Here is a 25,021-nt window from a genome sequence, read left to right on the forward strand (position 1 = left end):
TCATCGCTGGGCGGTCACTGCCGCTTCCTGCGCCTCCAGGCTGGCCGATGGGGTACGGAGAGCGGCAACGGCACCCGCGTACAGCGAGCTCTTGATCTCGCCGAGTGTGCGCCCGCGGGTGTGCACCAGGCCCTGTGCACGGCCGACCGCCTTCGCGAGCACGTCGTCCCCGGCCGCGACCTCGTCGACGAGTCCGTGGGCCAGCGCCTCGGTCCCGCCGTATCGGCGACCGGTCGTCAGCGCGGCGTGCACCGCCCGCCCAGGCAGCCGCGCGGTGAGCAATCCGAGCACCCCGGGCGTGTAGCTGATGCCGACCGTGATGCCGGGCAGGCAGAAGAACCCCCGGTCGCCGCGCATCACCTGATGGTCGTGCGCGGTGGCCAGGATCGCTCCGCCGCCGAAGGTGTGGCCCGGCATCGCGGCGACGGTCGCCATCGGGAAGGTCAGCACGCGCGCGAAGAGCGCGTGCACACGATCCATGTACGGGTTGAGCTGCCCCAGGTTCTGCGCGACCCAGACGGTGTCGAGGCCGGTGGAATAGAACTTCCCGACCGCGGTGGTCACCAGGGCGGCCGGCCCCGCACTCGCTTCGACCTCGTCGAGCAGCGCCTCGGTCTCGTCGAGCCATCGCGGATTGAACGCGTTCTCCTCGTCCCGTTCACCCTCGGTTCCGAGGTAAAGGACGAACACGTCTCCCGAGCGCTCCATGTAAGGCATGGCGAGACGATAGCGCCGGATGGCCGCCTGCGCCGCCCTGCGCCCGAAGTGGGCTCATCCCCCCGCGTGAACACCTCGGGCTTCGGGCCGACTCAGCGCAGGCGGCGCCTGTGCAGGCGCCGAGACCAGCACGACACCGACGACCGTGACGGCCGCGCTCACGGCGGCCGCGAGACCCGCGGTCACCGCCGAGCCGAGCGGGGCCAGCAGCGCGCCTGCGATCATGTAGCCGACCGGCATGCACACATTGGCGAGGGTCGCACCCAATCCCGCGACCCGTCCGAGCATCGCTTCGGGCACTCGCGTCGCCACGAGGACATCCGCCCAGACGCTGCCCAATCGGATCGCGGCGCCGACGAGGAGTGCCACCACGGCCATGACGGAGAACGGTGGATAGAGGCTCAATGCCACGAGGCCGACGCAGATCGCCCCCTGCGCCAGCAACGCCGACTGCGCTGTGCGAGAGGGAATCCGCTTTCCGAGCAGGCTCGTGGCGACGATGCCACCGAGCGCGAACAGCGCCATGATGTAACCCTGGGCGCCCGCGAACCATCGCTCGCTCGACCCCGCGTTGACGATCAGGAGCCAGGCGGGGACCGGCAGCGCTGTTTGTGCCGCAGACACCAGGATCACCGTCCGCAGCCAGTGGGTTTCCCTGAGATACCGGAAACCCTCACGCGTGTCGTGGACGAACCCCGTTGGTCGGTCGGTTCGCATCGGACTCGGGGCGACCGCGCATGCGCATGTGGCACCGATGGCAACGGCCGCGACGAGCAGGAGCGCCGACACCGTTGGTCCGGTGGCCGAGATCAGCAGTGCCGCCGCCGCGGGCGCAACCACTTGCACGGTGAGGCTCAGCGAATGCCAGACCGCCAGCCGATTGGCCCGATCGTCGCGCGGAACAGAGAGATAAACCGCAGTTGTCGCGGCCGGCTGCGACAGCCCACTACAGACGCCCAATGCGATCATGACGGGCAGAATGTGAAATCCACCGGCGAGCGCCGGAAGTATGGCGATCAGCGCACATCGACCGGCGTAAGTCGAGAGAATGATCGCCCGTTTGTCGAGCCTGTCCGCCAACGTTCCTGCGACGATCCCCGCACCGAGAATTCCGACGCATCGGGCACCGAATGCCAGCGAAAGGAGGGCCGCATCTCCCCCGGCCGACATGACCAGCCCAGCCGTTATCACCACGATGGCGGAATCCGCGACGGGTCCGGCAAGGAGGAAGGCGAACCCCAGTCTGGCCCGGAGTTTTCCGCGGATCATGCGCCGACCGGGACGTAGAACCTCATGGAGAAGCCCTCGGGGGTGAGCGTTCTGCGCTCGTTCACTTTCAGTTCGGCGCCCGACAGCTGAATCCGCATAGTGGAATTCCGCACGATCTCGCCCAAGACGGTCGACAGCTCCCGTTCCGCGAACTTCGCGCCGACACACCATCGCGGCCCACCGCCGAACGGTATGAACTCACCGCGCTGGGGCGTCGCGTCGATCCAGCGCTCGGGCCTGAAGTCGCCACCGGTCGGCGCGAAGGTGGGCGACACCCGGTGGGTGACCCAGCTGGACACCATCACCACGCTGCCCTTCTTCATCTCCCAGTCCCCGAAAGGGATGTCCTCGGCCGCGTCACGGCCGAGCATCCACGACGGAGGCCACAGGCGGAGCGTCTCCGACACCACGCGCGTGAGCGCGCCTTCGCCGCCCTCACCTCGCAGCTGTTCTTGGAGCGCGCTGCGTCCACCGAGCTCGACCATCCCCCACAGGATGGCCGACGCCGGGACACCATGCGCGGCCAGGAGTGTCGAGATAATCATCTGCACAACATCTTTGGGTGGAAGTTCGGCACGCAGCAGGTCATCGCACAATCCGTCCGAGCCAGGCGCCCGCGCCAGCTTCGCCACGGCCGATTCGAGATTGCGTAGCGCCCTGCGGACTCGCAGATCGGAAGGCCGCCAGCGCAACCACCTGGGGAGGACGAAGGGGCTCGCGGTGATCGGGAAGAGTGAATCGAGAAGTTCTTGTGCGAGAGCGGGGATCTCGTCGAAGTCCCGGGTTCCAAAGCAGTACCGGCTGATGGACGCGGACGTGAGGACCTGCAGGGTGTCGATCAGCTCTCGCTCGCCGACCGTCCTCCCCAACCAACTCCGAACGATCGCGTTCGTATCATGGGCGAGCTCGACCTGGTGGTCGTCGAGACGCCTGCGCGATGCCAGTGCTGCGGATGCCGCCTTCCGCGATCGCATCCACCGCTGCACCGATTCGGATCCGAGGTCGCCCGACACCTTGCTTCTGAGGAAATTCTGTGTCGACAAGAACTTTCGATTCGACCCGACGAGTACTTCGTGTACCTCGCGGTGACCCGACACGAGAAAGGTTCCCGGCCAGAGTTCGACGATCGGCCCGAGTTCTGCGGCGTCGAGCAGAAAGGACAGTCGTCCGCGATCGTACGCTTCCGCCAATTCTGCTCGCGATGTCCCGAGCACCGGTGGCCGTGTCATCTACATCTCCTAATGAAAGTGCGGGCGGCCGATCAAATCGACCGCCCGCACTGTTACGCATTCTCAGGACCATTCGTACATGCCCGGCGCTTTTCGCGGCACAAAGCCGACGAGCGCGGCGACGGTGAACTTGATTCGACGCATTTCCTGTCCCTCCTTTCGGTGCTCGATGTGACATGAATAAGATTGAGCCATCGGCGGAGACAGAAGAACCCACCCAAGGTGTGGGATCCGCTCACCCACGGTGAGCTACGCATGGACGGTCACCGGTTCACCGCGAATTCCACAGATGGACAACGGAATCCGCGCACAGCAACGAGACCGCGATATCGGCGGCCGGGCGAGGTGAGGGTCGGAAGGCGGTCAGGAACGGGTGCGCAACTGAGCGACCCCGGTCCACCGAGGTCGCCGAGCGGGGCCGACTACGGCGCCCTGTGCCCGAAGCTCAGCGCCACGTCCCACGGCGCGACGCCCCAGGACTCGACGGCGGTCACCGCGAAGATCCCCGCGGCCTCGATGGTGTCCTCCGACGCGGGCGAGGACACCGACGTGCCGGGCCTGCCATCGTCGGGCACCTCCGGCCAGACCCCGGTGTCCCGCGGCACCGGCGCCGTCTCGATCACCGCCACCCGCTCCCCCTCGTCGTCGACGACCCCGAAGAAGCAGTACGGCTCGTGCGGCGCAGCCCAGCCGCCGAGCTCCACCACCCAGTACTCGTCGCGCTCGACGGCGGACGCCGCGGCGGCGGCGAGGAAGTCGTCGAGATCGGTCCAGGGGTTGCGCTCGGGGCGGACCGGGTCGCCCAGCCGGAACGCCCGGTCCCTGGTGTTCTCGGTGGCACCGGGGATGCGTTCCTGCACCAGCAGGGTGCCCGCCGCGGCGTCGAGGAGCACCGTCTCGCGGAACCGATCGTCGGGTACGGAGACACGCGCGATCAGCCCGCGTCCCAGCAGTTCACTGAGCCCGTCCGGATCGTCGACGCTCCACAGCCTGGTCCCGCCCTCGGTCCACGTGCGCACCAGTCCACCCGAGACGGGGCTGAGCATCGCGGTGACCAGGCTCGCCCCGGCCTCGAGGCCTGCGGGCACGTCGTTCGTCATCGGCACAGTCTCGCAGCGCGTCGCGTTACCTCCCGCCCCCGCCCATCCCCTCGCGCGGAGCTAATCCTGCGAACCCGTTGTTGCCAACCCCTGACACCCCTCGTAACCTGGAGAAATGGCGAAGACCTATGTCGGCGCGCGACTGCGTCAGCTACGCACCGAACGAGCCATGAGCCAGGCCGCCCTGGCCCAGACGCTGGAGATCTCGGCGAGCTACCTCAACCAGATCGAGCACGACGTGCGGCCGCTCACCGTCCCCGTGCTGCTGCGGATCACCGAGGTCTTCGGGGTGGACACCACCTTCTTCTCCTCACAGGACGACACCCGGCTGATCGCCGAACTGCGGGAGGTCGCGCTCGACCAGGAGATGGGCATCGACTCCGACGCCCAGGAAATCGCGGAGATGGTGTCCGCGCACCCGAGCCTGGCCAAGGCCATCGTGAACATGCACCGCCGCTACCGCAACACCACCGCGCAGCTGGCCGCGGCCACCGAGGACCGGTACAGCGACGGCAGCGGCAGCGGGGCGATCACCATGCCGCACGAGGAGGTGCGGGACTACTTCTATCAACGGCAGAACTACCTGCACGAGCTGGACACCGCCGCCGAGGAGCTCACCGCCCGGATGCGTTTCCACCGCGGCGACGTCGCAGGCGAGATCGCCAGGCGGCTCGAGAACGTGCACGATGTGCAGATCGTGCAGCGCATCGACCTCGGCGAGGGCGTGCTGCACCGCTACGACCCCGAGTCCCGCGTGCTGGAGATCTCCCCGCACCTGTCCGGCGGGCAGAAGGTGTTCAAGTTCGCCGCCGAGCTGGCCTACCTCGAGTGCGGGGATCTGCTGAACAAGATGGTCGACGAGGGGAACTTCACCGCGGAGTCGTCCCGGTCGCTCGCCATCCTCGGGCTCGCCAACTACTTCGCCGCGGCAACGGTGCTGCCGTACACCCAGTTCCACGACATCGCCGAAGAATTCCGCTACGACATCGAGCGGCTGTCCGCGTTCTTCTCACAGAGCTACGAGACCATCTGCCATCGGCTCTCCACCCTGCAGCGCCCGAAGCTGCGCGGCGTGCCGTTCTCGTTCGTCCGGGTCGACCGGGCGGGCAACATGTCGAAGCGGCAGTCCGCCACCGGCTTCCACTTCTCCTCCAGCGGCGGCACCTGCCCCCTGTGGAATGTGTACGAGACGTTCGGGTACCCCGGCAAGATCATGACCCAGATCGCGCAGATGCCGGACGGCCGCAGCTACCTGTGGGTGGCGCGGACGGTCGAGCGCCGCGCGGCCCGATACGGCCAGCCGGGCAAGACCTTTGCCATCGGTCTCGGCTGCGAGCTCCGGCACGCGCACCGCACCGTCTACGCGGACGGCCTCGACCTGGACAACCAGGCCGCCGCCACCCCGATCGGCGCCGGCTGCCGGGTGTGCGAGCGGATGAACTGCCCGCAGCGGGCCTTCCCTCCGCTCGGCAAGGAACTCGACATCAACGAGCACCGCAGCTCGGTGTCGCCCTACCTCATCCGCTGAACCCACTCCCTCACCGCCGCCGCCCGCCGAGTGTGCAGTTGCCGCCGCCGCACTCGGCCGATGCCCCGGAAACTGCACACTCGGCGATGGCCCTAGCCCGCGAAACCGCCGCTCGGGCACGCCTGTTCACCTGACGGTAATCCGGGACATAAACAAGTCACGCAGTGACATTCAGGCGCAACAACGCGCCCATATCGTCTGCGCTCACACGAATACAGCCCTGTATACGCATCGCGGATACAGGGCGTGTTCGGTGTGCGGCGCGCGCTGTCCGGCGGCCGCCTCCCCGACGAAGGAAAGGCTGTACATGTCCGTCTCTCGTAGGACCACGATCTCCAAGCGCGCCCTCGTTGCCCCGGCTGCCCTCGCTGCGGTCGGCCTGGTGCTCAGCGCGTGCGGCAGCAAGGCAGGCGACGACACCGCCGCGTCGAGCACGGCCGAATCCTGTGTGAACACCTCCGGCGACACCGTCAAGGTGGGCTCGCTGAACTCGCTGTCCGGCACCATGGCGATCTCGGAGGTCACCGTCCGCGACTCCATCGCACTCGCCGTCGAGGAGATCAACAACTCCGGTGGTGTGCTGGGCAAGAAGATCGAGATCGTCGCCGAGGACGGCGCCTCCGAGCCGACGGTATTCGCGGAGAAGGCCGAGAAGCTGATCAGCAGCGACTGTGTCGCAGCGGTTTTCGGCGGATGGACCTCCTCTAGCCGCAAGGCCATGCTGCCGGTGTTCGAGGACAAGAACTCGCTCCTGTACTACCCCGTCCAGTACGAGGGCCTCGAGGACTCCAAGAACATCTTCTACACCGGAGCCACCACCAACCAACAGATCATCCCGGCCCTGGACCACCTGAAGGAAAAGGGCGTGAAGTCGCTCTACCTGGTCGGTAGCGACTACGTGTTCCCGCAGACCGCGAACCGCGAGATCAAGGCCTACGCCGCCGCCAACGGCATCGAGATCAAGGGCGAGGACTACACGCCGCTCGGGTCAACCGACTTCTCCACGATCGTCAACAAGGTCCGGTCCGCGGACGCCGACGCCGTGTTCAACACGCTCAACGGCGACTCCAACGTCGCCTTCTTCCGCGAGTACACCAACGCCGGCCTCAAGGCCGCCGAGATGCCAGTGGTCTCGGTCTCCATCGCCGAGGAGGAGGTGGCGGGCATCGGTGCGCAGAACATCGCGGGCCAGCTCACCGCGTGGAACTACTACCAGACCATCGACAGCCCGGAGAACAAGAAGTTCGTCGACGCCTACAAGGCGAAGTACGGCGCCACCAAGCCCACCTCGGACCCGATGGAGGCGGCCTACACCTCCGTCTACCTGTGGAAGAACACCGCGGAGAAGGCCAACTCCTTTGCCGTCGAGGACATCCAGAACGCCGCCGACGGAGTCACTTTCAACGCTCCGGAGGGACTCGTGACGATCGACGGCGACAACCACCACATCACCAAGACCGCCCGCATCGGGGAGATCCGGCCCGACGGCCTCATCTACACCGTCTGGGACTCGGGTAGCCCGATCCAGCCCGACCCGTACCTGACCAGCTACTCGTGGGCCGAGAGCCTGGCCAGCAAGTAACCGACCCGAGTAGCCGACGACAGAGAGTGGAGAGGACGGACATTCGACATGGATGTCGTGATCGGACAGTTGTTCACCGGCCTGAGTATCGGGTCGATCCTGCTGCTGGCGGCGCTGGGGCTGTCGCTGACCTTTGGCCAGATGGGCGTGATCAACATGGCCCACGGTGAATTCATCATGGCCGGGTCGTACACCGCCTACGTTGTGCAACAGGTGTTCTCGACGGCGGGGGCGTCCCTGCTGATCTCTCTGCTCGTCGGCTTCCTCGTCGGAGGGGCCATGGGGGTGCTGCTCGAGGTGACCCTCGTGCAGCGGATGTACCACCGCCCGCTCGACACCCTGCTGGTGACGTTCGGTGTCGGCCTGATCCTGCAGCAGCTCGCCCGCGACATCTTCGGGGCGCCCGCCGTCAACGTGGTCGCCCCGGAGTGGCTGTCCGGCGGCGTCGACATCCTCGGCGCCGTCGTCCCCAAGACCCGCATCTTCATCCTGGTCCTCGCCATCGTCTGCGTCGCTGTGCTGTCCGTCGCGCTCAAGACCACCCCGATGGGACGGCGGATCCGGGCCGTCGTACAGAACCGCGACCTCGCCGAGACAAGCGGAATCTCCAGCCGTAGAACCGATATCACCACCTTCTTCATCGGCTCGGGCCTCGCGGGCGTGGCAGGCGTGGCATTAACCCTGATCGGCTCGACCAGTTCCACGGTCGGCCAGTCCTACCTCATCGACGCGTTCCTGGTGGTGGTGGTCGGTGGCCTCGGACAGATCAAGGGCGCGGTGATCGCGGCATTCGCCCTCGGCATCCTCAACTCCTACATCGAGTACTCGACGACCGCCTCGATCGCGAAGGTCATCCTGTTCGTGATCATCGTCGTCTTCCTCCAGGTGCGGCCGCAGGGCCTGTTCGCCGTGAAGACAAGGAGTCTCGTATGACCGGCATGCTCACCCGCTGGCGGCCGCTCGCCGGATTCGGTCTCGCCGCCCTGGTGCTGTTCGGCCTCGCGCCTGCGGTGCTCAGCGACTTCCGGCTGAACCTGCTCGGCAAGTTCCTCTGCTTCGCCATCGTCGCAGTCGGGATCGGATTGGCATGGGGCCGAGGCGGAATGCTCACCCTCGGCCAGGGCGTCTTCTTCGGACTCGGCGCCTACATGATGGCCATGCACCTGAAGATCGCGGACGCCGAGCTCAAGGGCAACGACGTCCCCGACTTCATGCAGATCGCCGGGATCAGCGAGCTGCCCGGCTACTGGACGCCGTTCACCTCGCCGCTGGTCACCGTCCTCGCCATCCTCGTGGTGCCCGCACTTGTCGCGTTCGTGCTCGGCCTCGGCGTGTTCAAGCGCCGGGTCAAGGGCGCCTACTTCGCCATCCTGTCCCAGGCGCTCGCGGCCGCCTTCGCCATCCTGCTGGTCGGCCAGCAGTCGATCGGAGGCAGCAACGGGCTCAACCGGTTCCGCACCTTCTTCGGCTTCAACCTCAACGACCCCGCGAACAAGCGGATGCTGTTCTTCATCGCCGCCGGGGTGCTGCTCCTGGTCGTCGCGCTGACCAGGCAGCTGATGTACAGCCGCTACGGCGAACTGCTGGTCGCGGTCCGGGACCAGGAGGAGCGAGTCCGCTTCCTCGGCTACGACCCGGCGAACATCAAGGTCGTCGCGTACGTGGTCGCGGCCTTCTTCGCCGGGATCGCCGGGGCCCTGTTCGTCCCCATCGTCGGCATCATCTCCCCCGCCGACGTCGGCATCGTCCCCTCGATCGCGTTCCTCATCGGCGTCGCGATCGGCGGCCGCGCCACCCTGCTCGGTCCGGTGCTCGGCGCCATCGGCGTCGCATGGGCGCAGTCCACCCTGTCCGAGAACTTCCCCTCCGGCTGGATCTACGCCCAGGGCCTGCTGTTCATCGTGGTGGTCGGCTTCTTCCCCGCGGGCGTCGCCGGACTGATCGAGCTGATCCGGCGCCGCAGACCGAGCGCCGACGCCCCCCGCGACGAGACCCCCGACGCCCTTCCCGAACTCGAGGTGGCCCGATGACCAACGCGAGCGCTCCAGCGTTCGGCGGCAACGCCGGAATGTCCAGTCAGTACCTCGAGGTCCGGGACCTGCGGGTGACGTTCGACGGGTTCACCGCCGTCGACGGGGTCGACCTGACCCTGATGCAGGGCGACCTGCGCTTCCTCATCGGCCCCAACGGGGCAGGCAAGACCACCCTGGTCGACGCGATCACCGGCCTGGTGCCCGCGACCGGCTCGGTCGCCAAGTCCGGTGTGGAACTGATCGGCAAGAAGGTACACAAGATCGCCCGGCTCGGCGTCGGCCGAACCTTCCAGACGGCAAGCGTTTTCGAGCAGCTGAGCGTCCTGCAGAACCTCGACATCGCGGCGGGCGCCGGCCGTTCCGCTCTGACCCTGCTCCGTCGCCGTGGCTCCGTCAGCCCTCGGATCGAGGAGGCACTCGAGATCACCGGCCTCGGTCACCTGCGCGACAAGCCGGCTGGCATCCTCGCGCACGGCCAGAAGCAGTGGCTCGAGATCGGCATGCTGCTGGTGCAGAACGCCGACGTGCTGCTGCTCGACGAGCCCGTCGCGGGCATGAGTCATGACGAACGCGAGGAGACCGGAAACCTGTTGCGGCGCATCGGTGGTGAGCGAACGGTTGTCGTCGTCGAGCACGACATGGACTTCATGCGCGCGTTCGCCACCTCCGTCACCGTGCTGCACGCGGGCAAGGTCCTCGCCGAGGGCACGGTGGAGCAGGTCCAGGCCGACCCGAAGGTGCAGCAGGTCTACCTCGGCACCGCCTCCGCCGCCGAGCCCGAGCCCACCGTCACGAAGGAGACCGAGAATGCTTGAGCTGAGGGACGTTCACGCCGGCTACGGTCGCACCGAGGTCATCCACGGCGTCACCGTCGAGGTGCCCGCCGACGGTGTGGCCGCGGTGATGGGGCACAACGGGGCGGGCAAGACCACCCTGCTCCGGGCCGCGGTCGGGCTGCTGAAGATCAACTCGGGCCAGGTGCTGTTCGACGGCGAGGACGTCAGCAAGCTGCGCCCGAGCGCACGGGTGGCCCGCGGCCTTGCCTATGTGCCGCAGGGACAGCAGTCCTTCGGGCAGCTCACCACGGCGGAGAACCTGCAGGTCGTGGCCGACGGGCGCAAGCGGGGACGGGCGCTGATCGACGAATCCCTCGACCTGTTCCCCGCGCTCAAGGGTCTGCTCACCCGGCGGGCCGGGCTGCTGTCGGGCGGCCAGCGTCAGCAGCTCGCCATCGCGCGCGCCCTGATCACCGAGCCACGGATGCTCATCCTGGACGAGCCGACCGAGGGCATCCAGCCGTCCGTGGTCGCGGAGATCGAGAGCACCATCGTCGCGCTCACCGGCCGCGGCGGTCTCGGCGTGCTGCTGGTGGAGCAGCACATCGGCTTCGCCCTCCAGGCGGCGCAGAGCTACTACGTGCTCGAGTCCGGGCGGATCACCTCGACCGGCGAAGGCGGCCGCGGCGTCCGTTCGCCCGGCGCGGAGACCGCCGTCCGCGCGGCGATGGCCATCTGACCTTGGCCGCGAGATCGCGGGCGCGTCAGGAACATTCACACCTGGGAGAGCAGGTGTACCGGGCGCTTCGCGATGACCTGGTCCGCGGACGGTTCAGCCCGCTCGACCGGCTGGGCGAGGAGCGCCTCGCCGAGCTGTACGGCGTCTCCCGCACCCCGGTGCGGGAGGCGCTGGCCAGGTTGCTGTCGGAGGAGCTCGTCGCCCGCGTTGACGGCGGGCTGTTCCCCTACCGGCCGCGGTTCGAGGACCTGCACGGCCTGTACGAGCTCCGGATGACCGTCGAGCTGAGGGGCATCGACCGGGTCATCGAGGACCGCAGGCTCGAACACGCGCAGGACATCCTGCGCCCCGAGCTCGAGCGCTGGATCCGGATGCGAGCGGAGCCGCCCGCGCCCGGCCCGGACTTCATCGCGAGCGACGAGGCCTTCCACGCCGCGCTGCTGCAGGCCTCGGGCAATCCGGCGCTGACGGAGGCACTGAACTCGGTGCACAGCAAGCTGCGCCCGGTGCGGCAGCTCGACCCGTGGACCCCCGAACGCGTCCGCGCCACCATCGACTCGCACCTGAAGATCGTCCGCGGCCTGCTCGCAGGGGATCTGGGGCCCGCGGCCGAGGAGCTGCACCTGCACCTGCTCCGGTCGAGGGACCTGGTCGTCGAGCGCACCGGCCAGGCGGTGGCCAGCTCCGCGATGGCCCGCGCGATCCGCGAGTAGCCGTCCGCCGAGTGTGCACCTGGGGGCACCTCCCTGCACGAAGTGCTTGGGGGAATGTCGCCCGCTCCCGGGCGATGCCCCCATAGGTGCACGCTCGACGGGGCCCGCCGGACCGCGAATGTGCGCCGCGCCCGGGGGCGTCCGGTGTAGCGTTTTTTCCTACCGTTGAGTAAGGACACAGAGGGTGTGGAACGCGATGGCAAGAAGTCTCGAGGAGGGGCTGGCTGGGCGCCGCGTCCTGATCACCGGCGCGGCCAGGAGCATCGGGGCCGCCCTGGCCAAGCGGCTGCACGCCCACGGCGCGAAGGTCGGCCTGCTCGGGCTCGAGCGTGAACTGCTCGAGCAGGTGGCGACGGCGTGCGGGAACGCCCCATGGCGCTACTGCGACGTTCGCGACCACACCCAGGTCGACGCGGCCGTCGCGGGGATCGTCGACGAACTGGGCGGGCTCGACGTGGTGATCGCCAACGCGGGTGTCGGGGCACAGCTGCCGATGCTCGGCGGCGACCCGGCGGTCATGCAGCGCATCGTCGACGTCAACCTGATGGGCACCTACTACACCCTGCGCGCGGCGGGCGAGCACATCGGCCACCCCGACGGGTACGCGCTGATCATCACCTCCGGGGCCGTCGGGGCGCAGCTCCCCCTGCTCGGGGCGTACAGCGCGACGGCGGCAGCGGCGGAGGCGCTCGGCAACACACTGCGGGTGGAGATGCGCCACCTCGGCACCCGCGTCGGCGTCGGATACCTCGGCGAGATCGACACCGACATGATCTCGATCGGCTTCGACACGGCCGCAGCGGACAAGATCAAGTGGTCGGGCATGTTCACCGCGATGTCCCCGCTCGAGGTCGCGATCACCGCCTTCGAGAAGGGAATCGCGCGGCGCCGCAAGCGGATCTACGCACCGGGCTGGGTCGGCGGGCTGCTGCACTGCCGGATGGCGGCGCAGCGGATCGTCGAGCTCCGGCCGCAGCCACACATGGCACAGGCGCTGGCCATCGCTCGGACCGAGCACACCAGGTACACCACCGTGCAACCCGAGCTGCCGCTCCGTCTCTCGGACAGCGCCCGATGAGCGCGCGGATCACCCCGGGCGGCCTGCGCCAGCTCGGGCCGATCAACTGGGTGGTGTGGCGGGTGCTGTCGACGGTCTCGGGCACCCCCGACGCACAGCTGTTCAGCACGCTCGGCCGCACCAAGGGCACCTTCCGCGGCTGGCTGCACTTCGGCGCGGGACTGATGCCGGGCGGCCGGATCTCCCGGCACGAGACCGAGCTGATCATCCTGCGCGTCGCGCACCTGCGCGGCTGCGACTACGAGATGGACCACCACATCCGACTGGGCAGGCGAGCCGGGGTGACCCCCGATCTGCTCGAGCGGGTGCTGGCCGGGCCGGAGGCACCCGGCTGGAGCGATCGGCACCGGGCGATGCTGGCGGCGGTCGACACGCTTGTCGCCACGAAGGACCTCGACGACGCGCACTGGTCGGCGCTGGCCGCGCACCTCGACGAGCGCCGGATGATCGAATTCCTGCTGCTCGTCGGCCAGTACGACATGCTCGCCACCACGATCGGCACGCTGCGGCTGGACCGGGACACCTTCCGCCGATAGACCCCGCCGTGCTCACATGCGCTCGCCCACGGCAAGCCGGGACGGCCCCGATGTGACGAGGGCAACCCGACCAGCCGTTTTGATTGACCGTCGGCCGCGCCCGTCGGTAGCGTCCGGCCTCTTGGGCCGTGACGCGAGTCCGTGCCTCCCGACGGCAGGAATTCAGCATGTCCACTGACACACGGGACCTCCACGGCGGCCTCGCGGGATCCGCGATCACCGAGAATCCGAACCACGAACGGCGCTGGCTGGTGCTGTGCATCGTCGCCCTCGCACAGCTCACGGTGGTCCTCGACGGCACCATCGTCTCGATCGCACTGCCCGACGCCCAGGTCGAGCTGGGCATCAGCGACTCCGACCGTCAATGGGTGGTCACCGCGTACGCGCTCGCGTTCGGCGCGCTGCTGCTGCTCGGCGGCCGCGTCGCCGACTACTGGGGACGCAAGCGTTCGTTCATGGTCGGCATGGCAGGCTTCGCCGCCGCATCCGCGATCGGCGGCTTCGCCCAGAACGGCATGCAGCTGTTCACCGCCCGCGCCCTGCAGGGCGTGTTCGCGGCGCTGCTCGCCCCGGCCGCGCTGGCGATCCTCACCACCACGTTCATCGGCGAGAAGGAACGGGCCAAGGCCTTCGCCGTGTTCGGCGCGATCTCCGGCGGCGGCGCCGCCATCGGCCTGCTGCTCGGCGGCTTCCTCACCCAGTACGTCGACTGGCGCTGGTGCCTGCTGGTGAACATCCCCGTCGCGATCTTCGCGATCGCGCTCACCGCGCCGATCGTCCGGGAGACCAGGGCGCACGGCGACACCAGTTACGACATCCCCGGCACCGTGCTCATCGCGATCGGGCTCGGCTCCCTCGTCTACGGCTTCACCCAGGCGGAGAAGCACGGCTGGGCCGGGGCGCAGACCGTCGGCTTCATCGGCCTCGGGCTGATCGCGCTCGCGCTGTTCGTCCTGGTCGAGAAGCGCTCGACGAACCCGCTGCTGCCGCTGTCGGTGCCGTGGCACCGCGACCGCGGCGCCTCGTTCATCGGCTCCATGCTAGTGGGCTCCGCCCTGCTCGGCGGCACCCTGTACCTGACCTTCTACCTGCAGATCGTGCTCGGCTTCAGCCCGGTGGCCGCCGGCTTCGGCTCGCTGCCGATGGCGATCTTCATCGTGATGGCGGCGGGCATCTCGGCCCAGCTGAGCACCAAGATCGGGCCGAAGCCGCTGATGGTCGTCGGGCCGCTGGTCGCCGCCGTCGGGCTGGCGCTGCTGACGCAGATCGGGGTGGACAGCTCGTACTGGACGCACGTGCTCCCCGGCCTTGCCACGTTCGGGTTCGGCCTCGGCCTGCTGATGGTGCCGATGCAGAACCTGTCGCTGATCGGCGTCGAGGATCACGACGCGGGCGCGGCGAGCGCGCTGGCCAACGCCACCATCCAGATCGGCGGGGCGCTTGGCACCGCGCTGTTCACCACGATCTACGTCTCCGCGAAGTCGGCGTGGGGCTCGGCCAACGCCGCCCCGACCCCGCCCGCGGGCGTCCCGGCGAGCGCGATCCCGGCGGACCTGGCCACCGCTGTGCCGCCGACCGCGGAGGAACTGGCGGCGCTGCCCGCCCCGGTGCAGGAGTTCATCGGCGCGCTCAAGGAGCACGCGTTCACCGCCGAGGTCTCCGGCTACGCGCACGTCTTCGGCTGGGCCGCGGCGCTGATCGCGGTGATCACACCGCTGGTCGTCGTGCTGGTCCGCGCGAAGAAGGGCGACCTGCCCGACGAGGCACCGGTCGGGATGCACTAGGCGGCTGCGCCGCCTGTGAGTCCTTCTGGTCCGCATGGGGGCCAGAAGGACTCACGGGCGCGGAGCGCCTAGAGGGCCGCGCGAAGGACCTCCGCCACCGGGGTGGACGAGCGGCCGATCAGGGTCTGCAAGTCGCCGCTCGTGGTGTCGAGCGCACCCGTCTTCACGCCGGTGTCGGAGTCCGCGAGCATCGCCGCGATCGGGGCGGGCAGCCCGGCGCCCTCGAGGATCGACTGGTACTGCTCCTGGGTGAGGTCCTGGTACTCGACCGGCGCACCCGCAACCTCCGAGATCTGCTGTGCCAGTTCGCTGTACGTCAGGCGCTGGTCGCCCCCGAGTTCGTAGACCCGGCCCGCCTGACCGTCCGCGAGCAGCACAGCCGCGGCCGCCTCGGCGTAATCGGCCCTCGCCGCGGCGGCCACCCGGCCCGCGCCAGCCGCGCCGGCCAGCACGCCACGCTCGACGGTGCCCGCCAGGTCGTTGGTGTAGTTCTCCCAGTACCAGCCGTTGCGCAGCAGGGCGTGGTCGATGCCGGACGCGGCCAGCAGCTCCTCGGTGGCCTTGTGCTCCTGCGCCAGGATCAGCGCGCTGTTCGCGGCGTCGAGCACGGAGGTGTAGGCGACGAACGCCACGCCCGCGGATTTGGCCGCCTCGATGATGTTGGTGTGCTGCGGTATCCGCCCGCCGATCTCGCTGCCCGAGATCAGCAGCAGCTTGTCGACGCCTGCGAGCGCCGACTCGAGCGCAGGGCGGTCCGCGTAGTCGGCCGCGCGCACCTGCACACCCTGCGCCGCGAGGTCGGCGGCCTTGGCCGGGTCGCGGACCACGGCGACCAGGTCGCCCGCCTCGGCACCGCGCGCCAGCAGCGATTCGACGACGAGGCGGCCGAGGTGTCCGGTGGCACCGGTGATGGCGATGGTCATGTGCACTCCTAGGTGTCGCGAGTCAGTTGAGTTGACGCTTCAAACAAACCGTCCGGCTCCATCATGCACTAATTATTCGTAAGTGCAACCTATAGAGTTAGCGCTGCGGTATCGGCGGGTAGTAACCTGGCGCCCATGACCGCCCCCGACCTGCCGCGCCCGGCCGACGCGGACCCGAGCCTGGAATCCGACGTGTTCGCCCGCGGCTGCACGTCGCGCCCGGTCCTCCAGGACATCACCGGACGGTGGGGCACGCTCGCCCTTGCGGCACTGGCCGAGGGCCCGTTCCGCTTCAGCGCGCTGCGGCGACGCGTGGACGGGGTCAGCGAGCGGATGCTCTCCCAGACGCTGCAGGCGCTCGAGCGGGACGGCCTGGTGCTCCGCGAGGTCCTCGAGACCATCCCCCCGAAGGTCGAGTACAGCCTTACCGACCTCGGCGCCGAGGTGGCGGCGCAGCTGACCAGCCTGATCCACCTGGTCGAAACCCGGATGCCGACGATCACCGAGGCGCAGGCGGACTACGACGCCCGCTGAGGCGGCTCCGCCCGAAACGACAAAGGGGGCGTCCGGCACACGGCCGAACGCCCCCTTCTCGGAGCTGGTGTCAGAAGTTGATCATGTGTCCCGCGAGGCCGTGGATGGCCTCCTGCAGGGCCTCGCTCAGCGTCGGGTGCGTGTGCACGTTGCGCGCGAGCTCGTTGACCGTCAGGTCCCACTTCTGGGCGAGGGTCAGCTCGGGCAGCAACTCGGACACGTCCGGGCCGATCAGGTGGCCGCCGAGCAGCTCGCCGTACTTGGTGTCGGCGATGAGCTTGACGAAGCCGTACGGGTCGGCCAGGCCGTGCGCCTTGCCGTTCGCGGTGAACGGGAAGGTCGCGACCTTGACGTCATACCCCTCCGCCTTGGCCTGCTCCTCGGTGAGACCGAAGCTCGCGACCTGCGGCTGGCAGAAGGTGGCGCGCGGCATCATCCGGTAGTCGCCCAGCTCGAGGGTCTCGGCGTTGCCGATGGTCTCGGCCGCGACGACACCCTGCGCCTCGGCGACGTGGGCGAGCTGCAGCTTCGCGGTGACGTCACCGATGGCGTAGATGCCGGGCACGTTGGTGCGCATCCGCTCGTCGATGGCGATGGCGCCGCGGTCGGTGAGCGCGACACCGGTGCTCTCGAGGCCGTAGCCGGTGACGTTCGGCGCGAAGCCGATCGCCTGCAGCACCTTGTCCACCACGACGGTCTCGACCTGGTCGCTGCCGTTCTTGGCCATGGTGACGGTGACGCCTGCGGCGCCGTTGTCGGTGACCGACTGCACGCCGGTCGAGGTCTTGATCTCGATGCCGTACTTCTTGTACCGCTTCGTGATCTCCTTGGAGACGTCCGCGTCCTCCATCGGCAGCGCGCGGTCGAGGAACTCGACGATCGTCACCTTCACGCCGTAGTTGTGCAGGACGTAGGCGAACTCCATGCCGATCGCGCCTGCGCCGACGATGAGGATCGAGCCGGGCAGCTCGCTGGTGAGGATCTGCTCCTCGTAGGTCACCACGTTCGCGCTGACGGCGGTGCCGGGCAGCATCCGGGTGGTGGTGCCGGTCGCGATGATGACGTTGTCGAACGTGACGGTCTCGGTGGTCCCGTCGGACTTGGCCACCGAGATGGTCTTGGCGTCGGTGAAGGTGCCACGACCGTCGTACTCGGTGATCTTGTTCTTCTTCATCAGGAAGTGCACGCCCTTGACGCGGCCGTCCGCGACCGAGCGGCTGCGCGTGAAGGCGGCCCCGAAGTCGAAGCTCACATCTCCCGAGATGCCAAAGGTCTTGGCCTCGTTGTGGAAGATATGGGCGAGTTCCGCGTTGCGGAGCAGCGCCTTGGAGGGGATGCAGCCCACGTTCAGGCAGACACCGCCCCAGTACTTCTCTTCGATGATGGCGGTTTTCAGTCCGAGTTGTGCCGCGCGGATAGCAGCGACGTACCCACCGGGACCGGCCCCGAGAACAACGACGTCATAGTGTGAGGTCACGATTGCTCAGGGTAGACCCGCGGCGATTCGCTGTCCCGCCATGGTCCGGTTACCCGCCGGTAGCATCGAGCGTCGGCGCCCGAAATCCGTTCCACCAGCGAATTCACTCGACGCGGTGGCTCCCGGCCGGAGCGGTCGGGTACAAAGAAGAAAGCCCCGTTCGACGTGGCCCGGTCAGCGATGTCGGTTTTGCCCGAATCCCGTAACGCCAGGGACCGGTGAACCGACGAATCAACAGTGAAGGTTTCTCGCATGCGTCCTCAGACATCCCGCGGCCGACTCGTCGCGGCGGCGGTCGCGCTCGCCGTGCTGCCCATGCTGGTGAGCCCCGCCCTCGCGCCCGCGGCGCCAGCCGCCGCGGCATCGGATGCCGGATCGAGGCTCGAGCGGATCGAGAAGAACTCCGACCGCAAGGTGACCGCGTACGTGTACTCGGCGGCGATGGACCAGGTGATCCCGGTCGAGGTGATCACCCCCGCCGACACCAGCGCACCCCGCCCGACCCTGTACCTGCTCAACGGCGCGGGCGGCGGCGAGGACCGCGCCACCTGGCAGAAGCAGACCGACGTCATGGACTTCTTCGCCGACAAGAACGTCAACGTGGTCACCCCGATCGGCGGCGCCTTCAGCTACTACACCGACTGGCAGCAGGACGACCCCAAGCTGGGCCGCAACAAGTGGACCACCTTCCTGACCAAGGAACTGCCGCCGATCATCGACGGCGCCTTCGACACCACCGGCGTCAACTCGATCGCAGGCATCTCGATGGCGGGCACCTCGGTGCTCAACCTGGCGATCGCGGCCCCGAAGCTGTACCAGAGCGTCGGCGCCTACAGCGGCTGCGCGGAGACCAGCACCGACGCAGGCAAGTTCTACGTCCGCACGGTCGTCGAGTCCCGCGGCGGCGCCAAGGCGACCAACATGTGGGGTCCGTACGACGGCCCCGGCTGGCCCGAGAACGATCCGGTCGTCAACGCCGAGAAGCTGCGCGGCATCAAGCTGTTCATCTCCTCCTCGACCGGCCTGCCCGGCGACCACGACAACCTGGCGAACCCGGCCCTCAACGGCAGGGTCGACACGCTGGCCAACCAGGTGATCGTCGGCGGCATGATCGAGGCCGCGGTCAACCAGTGCACGCACAACCTCCAGGGCCGGCTCGGCCAGCTGGGCATCCCGGCGACCTTCGACTTCCGTCCCGCGGGCACCCACTCCTGGGGCTACTGGCAGGACGACCTGCACGAGTCGTGGCCGATGCTCGCCCAGTCCATCGGCCTGTAGGTCTCGCTCGACCAACGCAAATCGGCCCCGCCCCTGGATTCCAGGGGCGGGGCCGCTCTCGTCGTCTCGGTGGTCGCCGTCGTGACGGCGGGTCGCGCAGGTGCTACGGCTCGAGGTTCATCGACCGCGCGAGCATCGGCCAGGCCTTGTGGAGATCGTCCTGCCAGTAGCCCCACGAGTGCGATCCGGTGGGCTCGAACGCGAAGGTCGCCGGGATGCCGAGCGCGTCGAGACGGTCGGCCAACCTGTGGGTGCACTCGTTCGTCGCGGCCTCGATGACCCCACCGACGACGATCTGGTTCGCGAGCACCACGGGGCTGCCCTCGACCCGGGGATTGTCGAACGTGTCGTACTGCCCGGGTGCACCGGTGCGGCTGGCGATGTACATCGGCACGCCCCTGAGCTTCTCCGCGTTGACGAACGGGTCGTTGTCCTTCCAACCCTGCCCGGACTTCGGCCCCCACATGTTCTCGGAATTGCCCTTGCCCCGGTTCTCCACCACCAGCTCGACGTACCGCTGGCCGACCGGATCGCTCGTCATCGCGCATCCGCTGAAGGAGGCGACGCTGTTGTAGAGACCGGGCGCCGAGATCGCGAGACTGAGCACGGAGGTCCCGGACATCGACATCCCCGTGATCGCGTTCTCCCCGTTCGCGCCGAAATGCGCATCGATGATCGGCGGGAGTTCCTTGGTCAGGAAGGTGGTCCACTTGTTGCGCCCGAGAACCGGGTCGTCCTTGAGCCAATCGGTGTAGTAGGACGCGAATCCGGCCTGCGGCGTGACCACGTTGACGTGCTTGTCCGCGAAGAACTCCGCGATGTCCGTCTGCTGCTCCCAGGTGACCTTGCCGGTGCCCCCACCGGTGCCGTTGAGCAGGTAGAGCGTCGGCGCCGGGGTGCTGGTGTCCTTCGGACGGAGCACGTCGAGCGGGATCTCCTTGTCCATCGACGCGGAATACACCGAGATGGATCGCTTCTGGCCGGGGCCGGCGACGTCGGACACCAGGCGTGAGGCGTTGTCCGGCCGCTGCGCGGCCGGTGCCGGTGCTGGCGCCCCCGCTGTCGCGACGAAGCCGGTGCTCGCCATCGGGACGGCGGCCGCCAGGACCACGGTGGCGAGCGATTGCCACGCTCGTGGGGAACGCAGATGTGCAGCGGGTGGCATGGTTGTGACTCTCTCGTCTCGGCCGCGGCCGCGGTCTGTGCCGGTCGACACCGGAGGTCATTCTTACCACCCGCGGGGATGCCATACCAGCGCGGTTTCCCGGTCCGGGGTATCAATGAACAATGGCTTCCGACCTGCACGACCCCTACCTCTGGCTCGAGGACGTCACCGCCGAGCCCGCGCTGGACTGGGTGCGCGAACGCAACGACCGCACCACCGGCCAATTCACCGAGAACGCCGGGTTCGAGGACCTGCAGGGTCGGATCCGGGCGGTGTTCGACACCGATGCCCGCATCCCGTACGTCCGGCTGCGCGGCAAGTACCTCTACAACTTCTGGCGCGACTCCGCGCACGTCCGCGGCCTCTGGCGACGGACGACGATGGCCGAGTACCGCACCGACGCCCCGGACTGGGACGTGCTGGTCGACGTGGACGAGCTCGCCGAGCGCGACGGCGAGAACTGGGTGTGGTCCGGCGCGCAGGTGCTGCGCCCCGGCCAGGAGCGCGCGCTGGTCAGCCTGTCGAGGGGCGGCGCCGACGCCACGGTGACCCGCGAATTCGATCTGGAGCGACGCCGCTTCGTCGAACCGTCCGACGGCGGCTTCTTCCTGCCGGAGGCCAAGACCGACATCAGCTGGATCGACGTGGACACGGTGTACGTCGGCACCGACCTCGGACCCGGCTCGCTCACCGATTCCGGCTACCCGAGGGTCGCCAAGCGCTGGACCCGCGGCACCGACATCGCCGAGGCCGTCACCGTGTTCGAGGGCGAGCAGACCGACGTCGCGGTGTCCGCCTGGTACGACCGCACCCCCGGGTTCGAGCGCAGTTTCGTCGAGCGGTCCATCGACTTCTACAACTCCAGGCGTTTCCAGCTGATGGAGGACGGCACCCTGGTGCGGATCGAGACGCCCGAGGACGCCGGCGTCTCCGTGCATCGGGAATGGCTGCTGATCCGCACCAGGTCCGCCTGGTCCGTCGCCGGGCACGAGTACCCGGCCGGCACCCTGCTGGCCGCCAGGTACGAGGACTACCTCGCCGGATCTCGCGACCTGACCGTGCTCTTCGCGCCCGACGCCCACACCTCGCTCGAGCAGTACGTGTGGACCCGCAACCACCTGCTGCTGGTGACGCTGTCCGACGTGCAGACCCGCCTGCGGGTGCGGACGCCGGGCCCCGGCGGCTGGACGGACCTGCCCCTCGAGGGGATCTCCGCGCTCACCACCACCGACGTGCTCGACGTGGATCCGGTCGAGGGCGACGAGTTCTTCCTCAACTCGAGCGGGTACCTCACACCCGCGACGCTGCTGCACGGCACCGTCGGCGAGCAGATCGAGGTGCTCAAGCAGGCGCCGTCGTTCTTCGACGCGGACTCGCTCACGGTCACTCAGCACTTCGCGGTGTCCGAGGACGGCACCCGGATCCCCTACTTCGTGGTGCGCGGGAAGGACGCCTCCCCTGGACCGACCCTGCTGTACGGCTACGGCGGTTTCGAGAACTCGATGACCCCGACGTACAGCGGCGCGACCGGCCTGGCCTGGCTGGAGCGGGGCGGCACCTACGTGGTCGCCAACATCCGCGGCGGCGGCGAGTACGGGCCCGAGTGGCACACGCAGGCACTGAAGGCGGGACGGCACAAGGTGTTCGAGGACTTCGCCGCCGTCGCGCGGGACCTCGTCGAACGCGGGATCACCACCGCCGCCCAGCTGGGCGCCCAGGGTGGCAGCAACGGCGGGCTGCTGATGGGTGTGATGCTCACCCGCTACCCGGAGCTGTTCGGCGCCATCGTCTGCCAGGTCCCGCTGCTGGACATGCGCCGCTATCACCTGCTGCTGGCGGGAGCGTCCTGGATGGCCGAGTACGGCGACCCGGACGACCCCGACGAATGGGAGTACATCTCCCGGTACTCGCCGTACCAGAACACCGATGCGGATGCGTCGTATCCGCCGATCCTGATCGCGACGTCGACGCGGGACGACCGGGTGCATCCCGGCCACGCCAGGAAGATGGCGGCGCGACTCGAGGAGCAGGGGCACCGCACCTGGTACTACGAGAACATCGAGGGCGGACACGGCGGTGCGTCCGACAACGCCCAGCTGGCGTTCAAGACGGCGCTGACGTTCACGTTCCTCTGGGCACAGCTGGCGCGCTGACGGGGCGCACGTGTCGGGGCGTCTGGACGGATTCCGGCGCCTCGATCTCGGCGGCGTAGCCGCGGGCGCCGCCGAGGGAGACCACCCGGGTCAGGGCCCGCAGGTCGCCCTCGATCCACCGGAACAGTTGGTACACACCGATGAACGCGATGATGCCACCGATGCACAGCGCGCGCACGGTCCCGTTGACCGCGTTGCCGGGCTCGGCCCCGACGAAGCTGAGCCCGGCGACGCCCACCAGCGGGACCGACGCCGCCACCGCGACGTAGCGGGTGGTGATCCGGCCGAGCGCCCGTAGATCGGTACCGTCGGCGCTGCCGATCTCCCCGTGCGACAACAGGATCGGGTACACGCAGCGCACCGCGTAGAAGGTGAGGATGAAGAACGGGTACGCGACGGCGACGGCCCCGCAGACCGCGAGCGAGGCGATCAGGTGCGAATAGGCCTGCGGCGGAATGCCGCCCGCCGCGGCCTGCAGGGCGATCGGATAGGCGACGCCTGCCACCACCCAGAGCACGAAGGCGATCACGACGGCCCGGTGCCCCAGGTTCAGGGTCGCGGTGCGCGCCCTGGCCAGGACCTCGGGGTCGTACCGCTGCCCCCTCCGCAGGCCGCGCGGGACGCTCAGCGCGAGCCGGCACCAGTAGAGGATGAGGAACGCGCCGAGCGGGAAGGCCAGCCCGCCGACCATCAGGTGAACCTGCTCGAGATGGTTCTGGGCCTCGGGTGAGAGGCCGGAGATGATCAGCGCCTTGTTGTAGTAGTAGTTGTAGCCCGCGGCCAGCAGGTTCGGGATGCCGATCGCGGCGATCAGGATCGGGAGCGACCACCGCGACAGCGTCGACCGCCAACTCCCCGGACGCGGATCGACGAGGTCGCGGGCGTGGGGATCCAGGCACAGCGCGAACTGGCGTGCCAGCTTGCGGCCGCTCGACCAACGGTCGGCGGGATCGAAGGCGAGGGACGTCATCAGGACGCGGCGCAGGGCGGCCGGGCAGTCGTCCGGGAGCCGGGCCCTGGCATCGGGATCGACCCCGCGGCGCCGGATCGCGAGCACCTCGCCCGGCGACGCCTGCGACCCACCCGTGGGGGCATCCTCGAACGGACGGACCCCGGTCAGCAACTCCCACAGCATCACCCCGAGCGCGTAGATGTCGCTGCGGGTGTCGACCGGCGCCGCGCTCGCGGCCGACTCCGGGGACACCGCGGCCAACTGCTCGGGCGCCATGTACGCGACCGACCCGCCGACGAAGCCGGAGCGGCCCGCCGGGTCGACGCTGTCGCTGGAGCTGACGTTGAAGTCGGCGAGCTTCGGGACGCCCTCCACGCTCAGCAGCACGTTGGCCGGCTTGATGTCGCGGTGGAGCACACCGTGGGCGCACGCGTACTCGAGCGCGTCGGCCAGTCGCAGTCCGATCCACGCCACGGTCTCCGGCCACGACAGCGTCGCGATCTCGGCGCGCACGCTCGACTCGCTCGGCCCGACCTCCCCCTTGCGCGCGAGGACCTTGTCGATCGAGTCCAGCAGGAGCTGACCGGTCCGGTGCTCCGGCGCGGTCGCGCGGACGAGCTTGACCACGTCGAGCAGGGTGCCACCGGACACGTACTCCATGACCAGCACCCGCACCTGCCGATCCTCGAACAGCCGCTGGTCGAAGACCCGGACGATGTACGGGTGGTCGAGCTGGGCGAGGGTCTGTGGCTCGATGCCGACGTTGCGGGAGATCTTCAGCGCCGCCGGCCGCCGCATCGACAGCTGCCGGGCCAGGAACACCCTGGCGAACGCACCGCGTCCGAGCTCCGCCAACAACTCGAAGTCGTCGAGCTGCTGCCCGACCGCGAACTCGGCGCTCTCGGGCAAGTCGATCGGGTCGGGCGCGCCGCGGTGTCCCGGCAGATCGTGCTCGCGCAGCCATTCGAACCGGTCGGCCTGCTGAGGGAAGCCGCGCGTGTACTCCTCCGGCTCGACGTTCGCCCCGCTCGCGCGGCGCACCCGGTATTCCTCGTACACGAGCTCGGGCGGCAGCGGCTCCGCGAGCAGCTCGGGGAACTCCCGGCAGTAGTCGGCGATTCGTTTCGGCTGGCCGCCGCGCAACCACCGGTACTCGAGATCGACCATGATCAGGTCGATCAGTGCCGCCCGCCGGATCGCGGCCGCGTCCGGCAGGTAGTCCGACAGGTCGGACGGGGACCTGGTCGCCTCCCAGTCGGCGACCAGGCGCCGCACACCGGTGTCGACGACGAGCCCCGATTCCGGGCGGGTGCCGGTGGTCCCGGACACGGCCGAGTTCGCGTGCACGACGGAATCGGGGGCCACCTCGGTCAGCGGCCCGCTTGCCATCGTCGCGTCACTCGGGCGAACGGGTTCATCCATGGCGGATCGGTTCCGAGCCGACCGCACGGTGCG

21 protein-coding genes are annotated in these 25,021 nt (G+C 68.8%); 13 read left to right on the forward strand and 8 right to left on the reverse strand.

Annotation, left to right across the window (positions count from 1 at the left end):
- From BR31_RS0112175 to BR31_RS0112190, 4 genes are all read right to left on the reverse strand, one after another.
- Complete coding sequence (locus tag BR31_RS0112175; protein WP_027501209.1) at positions 1 to 717, reverse strand: enoyl-CoA hydratase/isomerase family protein; 717 nt, start codon at positions 715 to 717, stop codon at positions 1 to 3.
- Between the two features lie 54 nt (positions 718 to 771).
- Positions 772 to 1,986 (reverse strand): MFS transporter, encoded by a 1,215-nt coding sequence (locus tag BR31_RS0112180; RefSeq protein WP_027501210.1) that lies wholly within the window; start codon positions 1,984 to 1,986, stop codon positions 772 to 774.
- A complete protein-coding gene (locus BR31_RS0112185) occupies positions 1,983 to 3,200 on the reverse strand; it encodes a cytochrome P450 (RefSeq protein WP_231496460.1) in 1,218 nt (405 codons plus the stop codon). The genes BR31_RS0112180 and BR31_RS0112185 overlap by 4 nt, the downstream gene beginning before the upstream one ends.
- Positions 3,201 to 3,637: 437 nt before the next feature.
- Positions 3,638 to 4,315, reverse strand: coding sequence for a hypothetical protein (locus tag BR31_RS0112190; protein ID WP_051637342.1), 678 nt, complete (start codon positions 4,313 to 4,315; stop codon positions 3,638 to 3,640).
- A 115-nt stretch (positions 4,316 to 4,430) separates the two neighbouring features.
- Here BR31_RS0112190 and ramB point away from each other — a divergent pair, with 115 nt between their 5' ends.
- From ramB to BR31_RS0112240, 10 genes are all read left to right on the forward strand, one after another.
- A complete protein-coding gene (ramB, locus tag BR31_RS0112195) occupies positions 4,431 to 5,843 on the forward strand; it encodes an acetate metabolism transcriptional regulator RamB (protein WP_027501213.1) in 1,413 nt (470 codons plus the stop codon).
- A 307-nt stretch (positions 5,844 to 6,150) separates the two neighbouring features.
- Positions 6,151 to 7,425, forward strand: a complete 1,275-nt coding sequence (gene urtA, locus BR31_RS0112200; RefSeq protein WP_027501214.1) for an urea ABC transporter substrate-binding protein — start codon at positions 6,151 to 6,153, stop codon at positions 7,423 to 7,425.
- A 48-nt stretch (positions 7,426 to 7,473) separates the two neighbouring features.
- Positions 7,474 to 8,358 (forward strand): urea ABC transporter permease subunit UrtB, encoded by an 885-nt coding sequence (gene urtB, locus BR31_RS0112205; protein WP_027501215.1) that lies wholly within the window; start codon positions 7,474 to 7,476, stop codon positions 8,356 to 8,358.
- A complete protein-coding gene (gene urtC, locus BR31_RS0112210; protein WP_027501216.1) occupies positions 8,355 to 9,455 on the forward strand; it encodes an urea ABC transporter permease subunit UrtC in 1,101 nt (366 codons plus the stop codon). The genes urtB and urtC overlap by 4 nt, the downstream gene beginning before the upstream one ends.
- Entirely contained in the window at positions 9,452 to 10,273 is an 822-nt protein-coding gene (urtD, locus tag BR31_RS0112215; protein WP_027501217.1) for an urea ABC transporter ATP-binding protein UrtD, read from the forward strand. The genes urtC and urtD overlap by 4 nt, the downstream gene beginning before the upstream one ends.
- A complete protein-coding gene (gene urtE / locus BR31_RS0112220; protein WP_027501218.1) occupies positions 10,266 to 10,973 on the forward strand; it encodes an urea ABC transporter ATP-binding subunit UrtE in 708 nt (235 codons plus the stop codon). Before urtD ends, urtE begins: the two co-directional genes overlap by 8 nt.
- A gap of 53 nt (positions 10,974 to 11,026) precedes the next feature.
- A complete protein-coding gene (locus BR31_RS0112225) occupies positions 11,027 to 11,686 on the forward strand; it encodes a GntR family transcriptional regulator (protein ID WP_231496461.1) in 660 nt (219 codons plus the stop codon).
- A gap of 196 nt (positions 11,687 to 11,882) precedes the next feature.
- Positions 11,883 to 12,764, forward strand: a complete 882-nt coding sequence (locus BR31_RS0112230) for an SDR family NAD(P)-dependent oxidoreductase (RefSeq protein ID WP_027501220.1) — start codon at positions 11,883 to 11,885, stop codon at positions 12,762 to 12,764.
- Positions 12,761 to 13,300, forward strand: a complete 540-nt coding sequence (locus BR31_RS0112235; protein WP_027501221.1) for a carboxymuconolactone decarboxylase family protein — start codon at positions 12,761 to 12,763, stop codon at positions 13,298 to 13,300. Before BR31_RS0112230 ends, BR31_RS0112235 begins: the two co-directional genes overlap by 4 nt.
- A gap of 167 nt (positions 13,301 to 13,467) precedes the next feature.
- Positions 13,468 to 15,084: an MFS transporter gene (locus BR31_RS0112240; RefSeq protein WP_027501222.1), complete on the forward strand. Its 1,617-nt coding sequence runs from the start codon at positions 13,468 to 13,470 to the stop codon at positions 15,082 to 15,084.
- A gap of 68 nt (positions 15,085 to 15,152) precedes the next feature.
- Here BR31_RS0112240 and BR31_RS0112245 read toward each other — a convergent pair whose 3' ends face one another.
- Positions 15,153 to 16,007, reverse strand: coding sequence for an SDR family oxidoreductase (locus tag BR31_RS0112245; protein ID WP_027501223.1), 855 nt, complete (start codon positions 16,005 to 16,007; stop codon positions 15,153 to 15,155).
- A gap of 135 nt (positions 16,008 to 16,142) precedes the next feature.
- On the opposite strand from BR31_RS0112245, the gene BR31_RS0112250 reads away from it, so the two are divergent.
- Positions 16,143 to 16,541, forward strand: coding sequence for a winged helix-turn-helix transcriptional regulator (locus BR31_RS0112250; RefSeq protein WP_027501224.1), 399 nt, complete (start codon positions 16,143 to 16,145; stop codon positions 16,539 to 16,541).
- A 70-nt stretch (positions 16,542 to 16,611) separates the two neighbouring features.
- On the opposite strand, the gene lpdA is transcribed toward BR31_RS0112250, so the two are convergent.
- Positions 16,612 to 18,018, reverse strand: a complete 1,407-nt coding sequence (gene lpdA, locus BR31_RS0112255; protein ID WP_027501225.1) for a dihydrolipoyl dehydrogenase — start codon at positions 18,016 to 18,018, stop codon at positions 16,612 to 16,614.
- 252 nt (positions 18,019 to 18,270) lie between these two features.
- Between lpdA and BR31_RS0112260 the strand changes: the two genes are divergently transcribed.
- Positions 18,271 to 19,296, forward strand: a complete 1,026-nt coding sequence (locus BR31_RS0112260; RefSeq protein WP_027501226.1) for an alpha/beta hydrolase — start codon at positions 18,271 to 18,273, stop codon at positions 19,294 to 19,296.
- 103 nt (positions 19,297 to 19,399) lie between these two features.
- Here the strand turns inward: BR31_RS0112260 and BR31_RS0112265 are convergent, their stop codons facing one another.
- Positions 19,400 to 20,461 (reverse strand): alpha/beta hydrolase, encoded by a 1,062-nt coding sequence (locus BR31_RS0112265; protein WP_037176423.1) that lies wholly within the window; start codon positions 20,459 to 20,461, stop codon positions 19,400 to 19,402.
- Positions 20,462 to 20,583: 122 nt separating this feature from the next.
- Here BR31_RS0112265 and BR31_RS0112270 point away from each other — a divergent pair, with 122 nt between their 5' ends.
- The gene (locus BR31_RS0112270; RefSeq protein ID WP_027501228.1) at positions 20,584 to 22,614 is read left to right on the forward strand and encodes a prolyl oligopeptidase family serine peptidase; all 2,031 of its coding nucleotides are present in this window, start codon (positions 20,584 to 20,586) and stop codon (positions 22,612 to 22,614) included.
- Here the strand turns inward: BR31_RS0112270 and BR31_RS28375 are convergent.
- Entirely contained in the window at positions 22,583 to 24,988 is a 2,406-nt protein-coding gene (locus BR31_RS28375; protein ID WP_081830434.1) for a serine/threonine-protein kinase, read from the reverse strand. The two genes, BR31_RS0112270 and BR31_RS28375, sit on opposite strands and share 32 nt — an antisense overlap.
- Positions 24,989 to 25,021 lie beyond the last annotated feature (33 nt).

The organism is Rhodococcus sp. UNC363MFTsu5.1, from assembly GCF_000686785.1.
GTDB lineage: Bacteria > Actinomycetota > Actinomycetes > Mycobacteriales > Mycobacteriaceae > Rhodococcus_G > Rhodococcus_G maanshanensis.

What these genes read in the sequence shown, in the direction of transcription:
- BR31_RS0112175 (WP_027501209.1), bottom strand. Translation starts at nt 717, where the DNA reads ATGCCTTACATGGAGCGCTCGGGAGACGTGTTCGTCCTTTACCTCGGA.
- BR31_RS0112180 (WP_027501210.1), bottom strand. Translation starts at nt 1,986, where the DNA reads ATGATCCGCGGAAAACTCCGGGCCAGACTGGGGTTCGCCTTCCTCCTT.
- BR31_RS0112190 (WP_051637342.1), bottom strand. Translation starts at nt 4,315, where the DNA reads ATGACGAACGACGTGCCCGCAGGCCTCGAGGCCGGGGCGAGCCTGGTC.
- ramB (WP_027501213.1), top strand. Translation starts at nt 4,431, where the DNA reads ATGGCGAAGACCTATGTCGGCGCGCGACTGCGTCAGCTACGCACCGAA.
- urtA (WP_027501214.1), top strand. Translation starts at nt 6,151, where the DNA reads ATGTCCGTCTCTCGTAGGACCACGATCTCCAAGCGCGCCCTCGTTGCC.
- urtB (WP_027501215.1), top strand. Translation starts at nt 7,474, where the DNA reads ATGGATGTCGTGATCGGACAGTTGTTCACCGGCCTGAGTATCGGGTCG.
- urtC (WP_027501216.1), top strand. Translation starts at nt 8,355, where the DNA reads ATGACCGGCATGCTCACCCGCTGGCGGCCGCTCGCCGGATTCGGTCTC.
- urtD (WP_027501217.1), top strand. Translation starts at nt 9,452, where the DNA reads ATGACCAACGCGAGCGCTCCAGCGTTCGGCGGCAACGCCGGAATGTCC.
- urtE (WP_027501218.1), top strand. Translation starts at nt 10,266, where the DNA reads ATGCTTGAGCTGAGGGACGTTCACGCCGGCTACGGTCGCACCGAGGTC.
- BR31_RS0112230 (WP_027501220.1), top strand. Translation starts at nt 11,883, where the DNA reads ATGGCAAGAAGTCTCGAGGAGGGGCTGGCTGGGCGCCGCGTCCTGATC.
- BR31_RS0112235 (WP_027501221.1), top strand. Translation starts at nt 12,761, where the DNA reads ATGAGCGCGCGGATCACCCCGGGCGGCCTGCGCCAGCTCGGGCCGATC.
- BR31_RS0112240 (WP_027501222.1), top strand. Translation starts at nt 13,468, where the DNA reads ATGTCCACTGACACACGGGACCTCCACGGCGGCCTCGCGGGATCCGCG.
- BR31_RS0112245 (WP_027501223.1), bottom strand. Translation starts at nt 16,007, where the DNA reads ATGACCATCGCCATCACCGGTGCCACCGGACACCTCGGCCGCCTCGTC.
- BR31_RS0112250 (WP_027501224.1), top strand. Translation starts at nt 16,143, where the DNA reads ATGACCGCCCCCGACCTGCCGCGCCCGGCCGACGCGGACCCGAGCCTG.
- BR31_RS0112260 (WP_027501226.1), top strand. Translation starts at nt 18,271, where the DNA reads ATGCGTCCTCAGACATCCCGCGGCCGACTCGTCGCGGCGGCGGTCGCG.
- BR31_RS0112265 (WP_037176423.1), bottom strand. Translation starts at nt 20,461, where the DNA reads ATGCCACCCGCTGCACATCTGCGTTCCCCACGAGCGTGGCAATCGCTC.
- BR31_RS0112270 (WP_027501228.1), top strand. Translation starts at nt 20,584, where the DNA reads ATGGCTTCCGACCTGCACGACCCCTACCTCTGGCTCGAGGACGTCACC.
- BR31_RS28375 (WP_081830434.1), bottom strand. Translation starts at nt 24,988, where the DNA reads ATGGATGAACCCGTTCGCCCGAGTGACGCGACGATGGCAAGCGGGCCG.